Origin of the sequence: Mesorhizobium sp. M1A.F.Ca.IN.020.04.1.1, assembly GCF_003997315.1 — a bacterium.
Taxonomy (GTDB): Bacteria; Pseudomonadota; Alphaproteobacteria; order Rhizobiales; family Rhizobiaceae; genus Mesorhizobium.
Window position 1 is genome coordinate 31,240 of the sequence record NZ_RZSN01000037.1, and the last position, 8,095, is coordinate 39,334.

6 protein-coding genes and 1 pseudogene are annotated in these 8,095 nt (G+C 66.8%); 1 reads left to right on the forward strand and 6 read right to left on the reverse strand.

The features are described 5' to 3' along the window. Nucleotide 1 precedes the first annotated feature (1 nt). The gene (locus tag EOA49_RS10730; RefSeq protein WP_127239949.1) at nucleotides 2-1,708 is read left to right on the forward strand and encodes a hydantoinase B/oxoprolinase family protein; all 1,707 of its coding nucleotides are present in this window, start codon (nucleotides 2-4) and stop codon (nucleotides 1,706-1,708) included. Here EOA49_RS10730 and EOA49_RS10735 read toward each other — a convergent pair whose 3' ends face one another. From EOA49_RS10735 to EOA49_RS10760, 6 genes and pseudogenes are all read right to left on the reverse strand, one after another. Next, nucleotides 1,709-2,170, reverse strand: coding sequence for a MarR family transcriptional regulator (locus EOA49_RS10735; protein WP_127239950.1), 462 nt, complete (start codon nucleotides 2,168-2,170; stop codon nucleotides 1,709-1,711). Continuing rightward, nucleotides 2,167-2,751 (reverse strand): amino acid synthesis family protein, encoded by a 585-nt coding sequence (locus tag EOA49_RS10740; RefSeq protein WP_095799116.1) that lies wholly within the window; start codon nucleotides 2,749-2,751, stop codon nucleotides 2,167-2,169. The genes EOA49_RS10735 and EOA49_RS10740 overlap by 4 nt, the downstream gene beginning before the upstream one ends. Further along, a complete protein-coding gene (locus tag EOA49_RS10745; RefSeq protein ID WP_127239951.1) occupies nucleotides 2,744-3,625 on the reverse strand; it encodes a UPF0280 family protein in 882 nt (293 codons plus the stop codon). Before EOA49_RS10745 ends, EOA49_RS10740 begins: the two co-directional genes overlap by 8 nt. Continuing rightward, a complete protein-coding gene (locus tag EOA49_RS10750) occupies nucleotides 3,625-5,166 on the reverse strand; it encodes a 6-hydroxynicotinate reductase (protein WP_127239952.1) in 1,542 nt (513 codons plus the stop codon). Before EOA49_RS10750 ends, EOA49_RS10745 begins: the two co-directional genes overlap by 1 nt. Beyond that, complete coding sequence (locus EOA49_RS10755; RefSeq protein ID WP_127239953.1) at nucleotides 5,163-7,916, reverse strand: molybdopterin-dependent oxidoreductase; 2,754 nt, start codon at nucleotides 7,914-7,916, stop codon at nucleotides 5,163-5,165. The genes EOA49_RS10750 and EOA49_RS10755 overlap by 4 nt, the downstream gene beginning before the upstream one ends. After that, nucleotides 7,913-8,095, reverse strand: a pseudogene (locus tag EOA49_RS10760) (xanthine dehydrogenase family protein subunit M); the annotation flags it as partial. The pseudogene EOA49_RS10760 and the gene EOA49_RS10755, both read right to left, overlap by 4 nt.

The following is an 8,095-nucleotide window of genomic DNA, read 5'->3' on the forward strand; positions in this document are numbered from 1 at the left end:
AATGGCAGTCGAAGGGGCAAAGCTCGACACGATCACGCTTTCGGTGCTGCAGGCCGCCTTGCAGCAAGTTTGCGACGAGATGGATTTGACGTTTTCCCGCGCCGCTTTCTCGCCGGTGATCGCCGAGGCCAATGACCGCTCCGACGGCATCTATTCCGCCGCCGACGGCTCGCTCATCGCGCAAGGCAGCCAGGGCCTGCCGGTATTCGTCGGCGTCATGCAGTATTCGACCAAGACGGTGATCGAGATGATCGCCGACGGGCGCTGCCTGGCCCCCGAGCCCGGCGACATCTACATCGTCAACGACCCCTATCTCGGCGGCACGCATCTGATGGACGTTCGCTTCGTCATGCCGGTCTACCGCGACGGCAAGATCTTCTGCTGGCTGTCCAACACCGGCCATTGGCCGGATATCGGCGGCGCGGTGCCTGGCGGCTTCTCGGCCTCGGCCACCGCCGTCGAGCAGGAAGGTCTGCGGCTGCCACCGGTGAAGCTGTTCAAGAGGGGCGTGCTCGATCCCGAGATCTACGCTATCATCTGCTCCAACATTCGCGTCGCCGACCAGCGCATCGGCGACATCCGCGCCCAGGCTGCGGCGCTGCTGATCGGCCAGGACAGGCTCAATGAAATCCTCGATCGTTACGGCGACGAAACCGTCGTCGAGGCGATCGCCGAATTGCGCCGCCGCGCCGCCGAGCAGATGCGCGCCTCGATCGCCGTTATCCCGGACGGCGTCTACCGCTCGCAGGCTTTTGTCGATTCCGACGGCGTGGTGAACGAGCCGCTGACCATCAATCTCGCCGTCGAGAAGAAGGGCGACAGCCTGACCTTCGATTTCGCCGGCTCGTCAAAGCCCTGCGCGGGCCCGATGAACAGCGTGCTGGCGACGACGCTGTCGTCGGTCTATCTCGCCATGCGCCACATCTTCCCCGAAGTGCCGATCAGCGCCGGCGCGTTCGAGCCGCTCAATGTCAAGCGGCCGGAAGGTACCTTCCTCGACGCCAAATATCCGCGGCCGGTCTCGGGTTGCGCGGCGGAGGTTTCGCAGCGCATCGCCGAGGCCGTGTTCGCGGCGATGGTGCAAGCCTTGCCGGAGAAGGTCACGGCAGCGCCCGCCGGTTCCAGCGGCAATTTCGCGCTCGGCGGCAACGACCCGACGCGCGGCCGCGACTATGTCATGTACCAGATTTCGGGCGGCGGCTATGGCGGCAATGCGGGTCATGACGGCTTGAGCAATGGCTGCTCGACCATCGGCATTTCGAAATCGCCGCCGGTCGAGATCATGGAGCAGGCGTTCCCGGTGCTCTACCGCCATTACGCGCTGCGCGAAGGCTCCGGGGGCGCCGGCAAACATCGCGGCGGCTTCGGGCTCGCCTACGAGGTCGAGATATTGCGCGGTGAAGCCCGCGCGTCCTTCGTCATGGACCATGGCCGTTTCGGGCCGCAGGGCGCGCTTGGCGGCAGGGACGGCGCGCCGAACAGCGTGATCGTGTTCCGGGGCGGCGAAGCGCATGTGCCGCCGCATCTGTCGAAAGAGCAGGATATCGCGCTCAAGGCCGGCGACCGCGTGCGTGTCGGCACGCCCGGCGGCGGCGGCTATGGCGATCCGCGCGAGCGCGATCCGAAACAGATCGCCGAGGATGTCCGGCTCGGCTATTATACGCCTAAGCAGGTCAAGGAGATGTTCGGGGTCGATCCGGAGGTTTGATCAGGCCAGCTTCGCCAGCAGCCGCAAGAAGGTCGCGGCCTCCTTGGCCGTGAGCGGCGCCAGCGTTTCCTCGGTGATGGTGCGCGCAAGCGGGATCAGCCGCTCGATCGCCTCGCGGCCTTCAGCCGTCAGATTGACCAGCAGCCGCCTCTTGTCCACCTCGTGCTTGGAAAGCTCGACCAGCCCGCGCGCCTTCAGCCGGTCGATGACGCCCTTTACGGTCGCGGCATCCATGGCGATCAGCGTGCCGAGCTGGTTCTGCGAGGTCTCGCCGATGTCGTAGAGCTTGGCGAGAGCGGCGAATTGCGGCGGCGTCAGATCGCTAATGTGGGAGGCGAAGATCGCCACATGGCGCTGATGCGCCTTGCGCAGGATGAAGCCGACCTGGTCCTGCAGATGGTAGTTGTTCTCGTCCAGCTCTTCGGCCTCGACCAGCCGCAGCAGATTGTCCTCGCCGCTCATCTCAAGCCGTCCCAAGCCTTGATGTCTCCGGCCGCAAGGCCGCCCATGCGGTTGTGGACGCGCGGGCCGCAGGTCATGGCGAGGCAGAACAAGATCTCGTCGGGACGCGGGCCGTCGCTGATGCCGACTTCCATCGCGTCGAAATGGCTGCGCACATAGGCAGCGTTGATGTGGCCGAGCGGAACATCGAGCCGTGCGCCGAAGGCGCCGACCTTCTTCGCCGACGGCACGATCGCCTTGGCGTCGCCGAGCCGCTCGCGCATGGCGTAGCCGCCGGGCACGTGCCAGAGCGCGCCGTGCTCCAGTTCGCCGGCACTGCCGACGATGGCGCCCTTGCCGTAACCGTCGATCTTTTTCACATCGCCGCCAAGCGCGGCGATCAGCCTGTCGGAAAGCAACAGCCCGAGCGGCTTCAGGTCCTCCATCGCGCCCTGCAGGTCCTCGACATAGCGACCGGCAAACGGGTTCTTGACCACGGCGAGAGCCGCGGCGCGCAGGCGCGGCTCCTTCGCCGCTGGGCCGCCGTCGTGGAAGATCTCTTCGGTCAGCACCGCGACCTTGCGGATCGGGAATTCAGGCATGGGCAGTTTCCTTCGCTTTATGCTTGTTGGGCGCAGCGAGCGCTACGGAGCCACTGATGCGGGTTTGGCCGGCAAGGAACAGCGCCGACGCGGCGATCAGGCCGCGCCTGCGAAAATTTTCGGCGACGGCAAGGCCGTTATCCAGCGCCCGGGCCACCTCGCCGGGCGCTAGCCCGCCGACGCCCTGCGTCACCAGCCGTTCGCCGAGATCGCTGTCGGGCGAAAGATCCCGCGCCGGCACGCGATGAACCGCCGGATGCCCAGGCAGGTCGACCGCGTTGGCAATCAGCGTCGCCGCGGCATCCGCCTCGGCGCCGGTCCGCGCCAGCACGGTGACCGCGTCGGCGATGCCCAGCGAAAAGGAGCGGCCGCGCCAGCCACTGGTGGCGACGCCGCGCACGCCGTCTTCGGCGCGGATCGTGATGCGGTCGGCCATGCCGTGCCCGGTGCCGGCGATCGCCAGCGTTATCGTGCCGCCCTTGCCGAGATGAATGGCGCTGTCGCCGCCATTGTTGACGTAGGCGCGCTCGAGCCGGCGTCCGGCGAGAAGCGCGGCCAGAACTTCGTCGGCTACCGAACCCGCAACGGTGGCCATCGGCGTGATGAAGCTTTCCGCGAGCGGTGCGACCGCGGCCTCCATCCGCCGCGCGGTCGGACCTGCAAAAACGCGCGGCGTCAAAGACGCCGGACGGCGCAATTCGGGAAGCTCCTCGACCAGTTCGGTCAGGATTGTCTGGAAGCGCGCGACGGCCTGCGCGCAGCCGGCGCGGCGTTCAGCTGCATCGCCAAAGGCCTCGATAATGAGGTCGATCGGCCCGTGATTGAGATGAAGCCGCCTGCCGTCGGCGAGCCAATGCGCCTGCGGACCGTTCATCAGTCGGCCCCATTGGCCGGGATGCGGCACAATTGCGCCAACGGCGGCCAGGGATTGCCGGCCGGCGCGCCGGCATTGCTGCGCGGATTAAGGTACTCGCCGCCTTTGGCAAGAATGTCCTCGACGCTGCGGATCTCGTCCTCGTAACCGCCGAGCCGGACGTAGTCGTCGCGGCGCATGGTGAATTCGATCGGCGCGACCAGCGCCGGCGTCGGCACATAGCCGAATGCGCCTTCCGGCACGCGGGTGACATCGACCATCAGGGTGATGCCGCCGCCCGGCCAGACATAGACCGGCGCGCCGCCGACCGTGACATAGGTCTTCAGGCCCTGAACCGAGCGGGTGAGATTGACCGGGTTTTCGGTGACGCCGGCGCGCAGCGAGCCGCCCGCGCCGCCGATGAAGAGCACGGTGCACAGGGCCGGCTCGCAATTGTCCTCGATCAGGCCGACGGATTTCTGCAGCCGCTCCGGGAACGGTTTCTCGACCGGTTTCAACTGATCGTCCAGTTCGTAATAAGCGAACTGTTCGCCCGTGGTCGAGACCATCAGCAGCGACAGGCCGGGGCGAGCACCCTTCTTGGCGTTCCAATCGCCCAGGATCGACAGCGGATCGGAGATCGTCGTGCCGCCCCAGCCGAGACCGGGCTCCGAAACCTTGAAGTAGCGGCCGGGCGTCGAGCGGCGGCCGATGATCTTTATCCCGGTATCCTCCCAGCCCAGTACCTTGCCGGCCTGATGTTCCGACACGACCCCGGTGATATGGTCGTCAACCACCACAACCTCGTCGACGAGCCCGCGCCATTGCGTGGCGAACATGCCGATGGTGGCCGAACCGCAGCCGACGCGCATGCGATGCTCGATCTTGCCGTCGATGACCGGCGCCTTGCCAGCCTCGACAATGACCGTCGCACCGCCGTCGATGGTGAGCTCGACCGGCTTCCTGTTGCAGAGGTTGAGAAGCGCGTCGCAAGTCGCGCGGCCTTCAGCCTTGGAGCCGCCGGTCAAGTGATGCACACCGCCAAGCGACAGCATCTGCGAGCCATATTCGCCAGTGGTGACGTGGCCGATCGCCTCGCCTTCCGAGCGCACGGTCGCCGTCTCGTCGCCGATGTGGCGGTCCGTATCGATCTTCACCTTGACGCCGCAATAGGAGAAGATGCCCTCGGTGACGACGGTGACGAGATCGACGCCCTCGACCTCCTGGCTGACGATGAAAGGTGCGGGCTTGTAATCCGGGTAGGTGGTGCCGGCCCCGATCGCGGTGACGAAGCGGCGGCCGGTGTTGACCAGCTCGCCACCCCACTCCTCGCCCTCGGCGACGAATGGCACGACCGCGCCGCCGGTCTCGGCCGCGTGGTCGAGGATGGTCAGCGGATCCATGCGCACGATGCGCCCGCCGACATTGCCGTAGCGGTCGCAGGCGCCGGTGCGGCCGTCGGCGATGTAGCACATCACCGGACAGGCATCGCAGCGGATCTTCTCCGCCACCTGCTTCTCACCGGGATCGTGGGTTTCGAAACGTTCGGCAAGCTCGCTCATCGGCGCGCCTCCTTTTCGCGGATCGCCGCCAGGATGCGGCTCGGCGTCGCCGGCACTTTGGTGACCAGCACGCCGGTGGCATGTCGGATGGCGTTGAGGATCGCCGGCGCGGTCGGGATCAGCACATGTTCCCCCAAACCCTTGGCGCCGAAAGGTCCTTCCGGGTCCGGAACTTCCACCAATATGTGCTCGATCGGCGGCACGTCGCCGATGGTCGGGATGAGGTAGTCGTGCAGGTTCTCGGTGCGGCCGGGGATATATTCCTCCATCAGCGCCATGCCGATGCCTTGCGCGATGCCGCCCTCGATCTGCCCCTCGACCAGTACCGGGTTGATGGCCTTGCCGACATCATGCGCGGCGGTGATCTTGAGCAGCTTCACCGTGCCCAGCTTGAGATCGACCTCAAGCTCGGCGATCTGGGCGCCATAACCATAGACGGCGTAGGGCTTGCCCTGGCCCTTGGCGTCGAGCGGCAGCGTGGGCGGATCGTAGGTCTCTTCCGCGACGAACACCAAGCCATCGGCATCGATCTTCAGTGTACGCAGATCGATGCGTCGCGTCGCATCCCCCTCGCGGATGGAGATGCTTGCGCCGTCGAGCGCGATCGTTGCTTGATCGGACACATTGGCGAAACGCAGGATCTTTTCGCGCAGCGCGCGGCCCGCCTTCTCCGCCGCCTTGCCGGTGACAAAAGTCTGGCGCGAGGCGGATGTCTTGCCGGCGTCGGGCGTGATGGCGGTGTCGGCGCTCTTCAGCCTGAACTTGTCCAGCGGCAGGCCGAGCGCATCGGCACAGATCTGGCTGATGACCGTGTTCGAGCCTTGGCCGATGTCGACGGCGCCCTGGTGCAGCACGACATCTCCGGAGGCAGAGATGCCGACCTTGATCGTCGAAGGATTGGGCAGCGAGGTGTTGCCGCAGCCATACCAGCAAGAGGCGACACCGACGCCGCGCTTGCTTGCGGTGTTGACGGCGTTGAAGGCTTCCGCCTCGCCAAGCGCGCGCGCCCAATGCGGCTGAAGCAACTCCAGGCATTCACCGATGCCCACACCCGATTCCAGGCGCTGGCCAGTGACCGTTTCGCACCCGTTCCGAAGGCAGTTCTTCAACCGGAAATCGAGCCGATCCATGCCAAGCTTGCCGGCGAGCTCGTCGTAGAGGGTTTCCTGCATGATGGTCGCTTGCGGCACGCCGAAGCCGCGGAAGGCGCCGGCGATCGGGCCGTTGGTGTGGATGGCCCTGCCCGTCGCCCGGTAGTGCGGCGTCAGATAGGGGCCGGAGGCGTGCACCGGCACGCGGTTGGCGACCGTCGGGCCCCAGCTTGCATAGGCGCCGGTGTTGAAGTCGCCCTCAAAGATCATGCCGGTGACGCGGCCCTCGGAATCCGCACCGATGGTCGCCTCCATCTCGGCCGGATGGCGCTTGGTGGTCGACATCATGGATTCGTTGCGCGTGTAGGCGAGTGCCGCCGGCCTGCCGGTCTTCATCGCCACAAGGCCGATCAGAGGCTGCAGCGAGACATCGAGCTTCGAGCCGAAGCCGCCGCCGGTGGCGGTCGGCACGATGCGCACCTTTTCGACCGGGAGGCCGAGCACCTTGGCCGTGTCGTCGCGATCCATGTAGGGCGCCTGGGTGCAGGCGACGATGACGAGCGTGTCGCCATCCATGTAAGCGAAGCCCGCCTCAGGCTCGATATAGGCATGCTCGACGAACGAAGTCTCGATGGCGCCGGAGACGGTGACAGCCGCGGCGGCAAGGGCACCGTCGGGATCGCCACGCTCGACATAGCCGGAAGTGAGCAGGTTCGCCGGCCGATGCCGGTGGATCAGCGCCGCGCCATCGGTTTTCGCCTCGCGGGGCTGCAGCACATGCGGCAGTTCCGTCCAGGCGATCGGAAAATCCGTCAGGTCGAGGTCGGGGATGGCTTCGCGCTCGCCCGCCACCAGCGCCACCGCCTCGCCGCGCAGGCGCGCGAAACCTTCGGCAAGGGCCGGCTGATCAGCAAAGGGGCCGATGACCCCGAAGCAGTTCTTGCCCGGAATGTCGGCGGCGGTGAAGACGCCGGCAATGCCGGGATGCGCTTTGGCCCAGGCGTCGAGATCTCCGAAGCTGAAACCGGCGTGATAGTAGGGCGAGCGGACGACCAGCACCGACAGCGCGTCGTGCGGGAAGGAATCGCCGCCGAATTTTTCGTCGCCGGTAACCTTCGGCACGCCGTCGAGCCGGATCGGCGAGGCGCCGACGGCGCGGCCGACCTCCGGCAGGCGACGGTCGAAACCGTCCATATGCTGCGAGGCATGCATCACCGCCGCGACGATTTTCCGGTACCCCGTGCAGCGGCAGAGCACGCCGCCCAGCGCATCCTGCGTCTCGGCCTCACTCGGCGTTGGGTTGCGCTCCAGCAGCGCGGTAGCCGCCACCAGCAGCCCCGGCGTGCAGATGCCGCATTGCGCGGCGCCGTGTTCGAGAAATGAGGCCTGCAAGGCCGACAACCTGCCGTTGGCGAGGCCCTCGACCGTGATGACGGACGCACCGGAGACCGAGGCCGTCGGCACAAGGCAGGCGCAGACGGGATTGCCGTCGACCAGCACGGTGCAGGCGCCGCAATCGCCGGCGTCGCAGCCGACCTTGGTGCCGGTCAGCCGCAACTCGTCGCGCAGAACCTGCGAGAGCCGCCGCACCGGCGGCACCGACACGCTGACAGCCGCGTCGTTGACCTCGAAGGCAATATCGGTGCGCTCCATTGTCATGCGGCCACCTTGCCTTCGCCAAGGCTGGTCGCAGCGCACACTGCGCGGACAACGATCTCGCGCGCCGCATGCTCCCGGTATTCGGCGCTGCCGCGCACATCGGCGATTGGCGACAGTTCGTCGATCGGCGCGGACAGCACCGCATCGGCGAGCGCGGCGGTAACCGGCTGGCCGCGCAG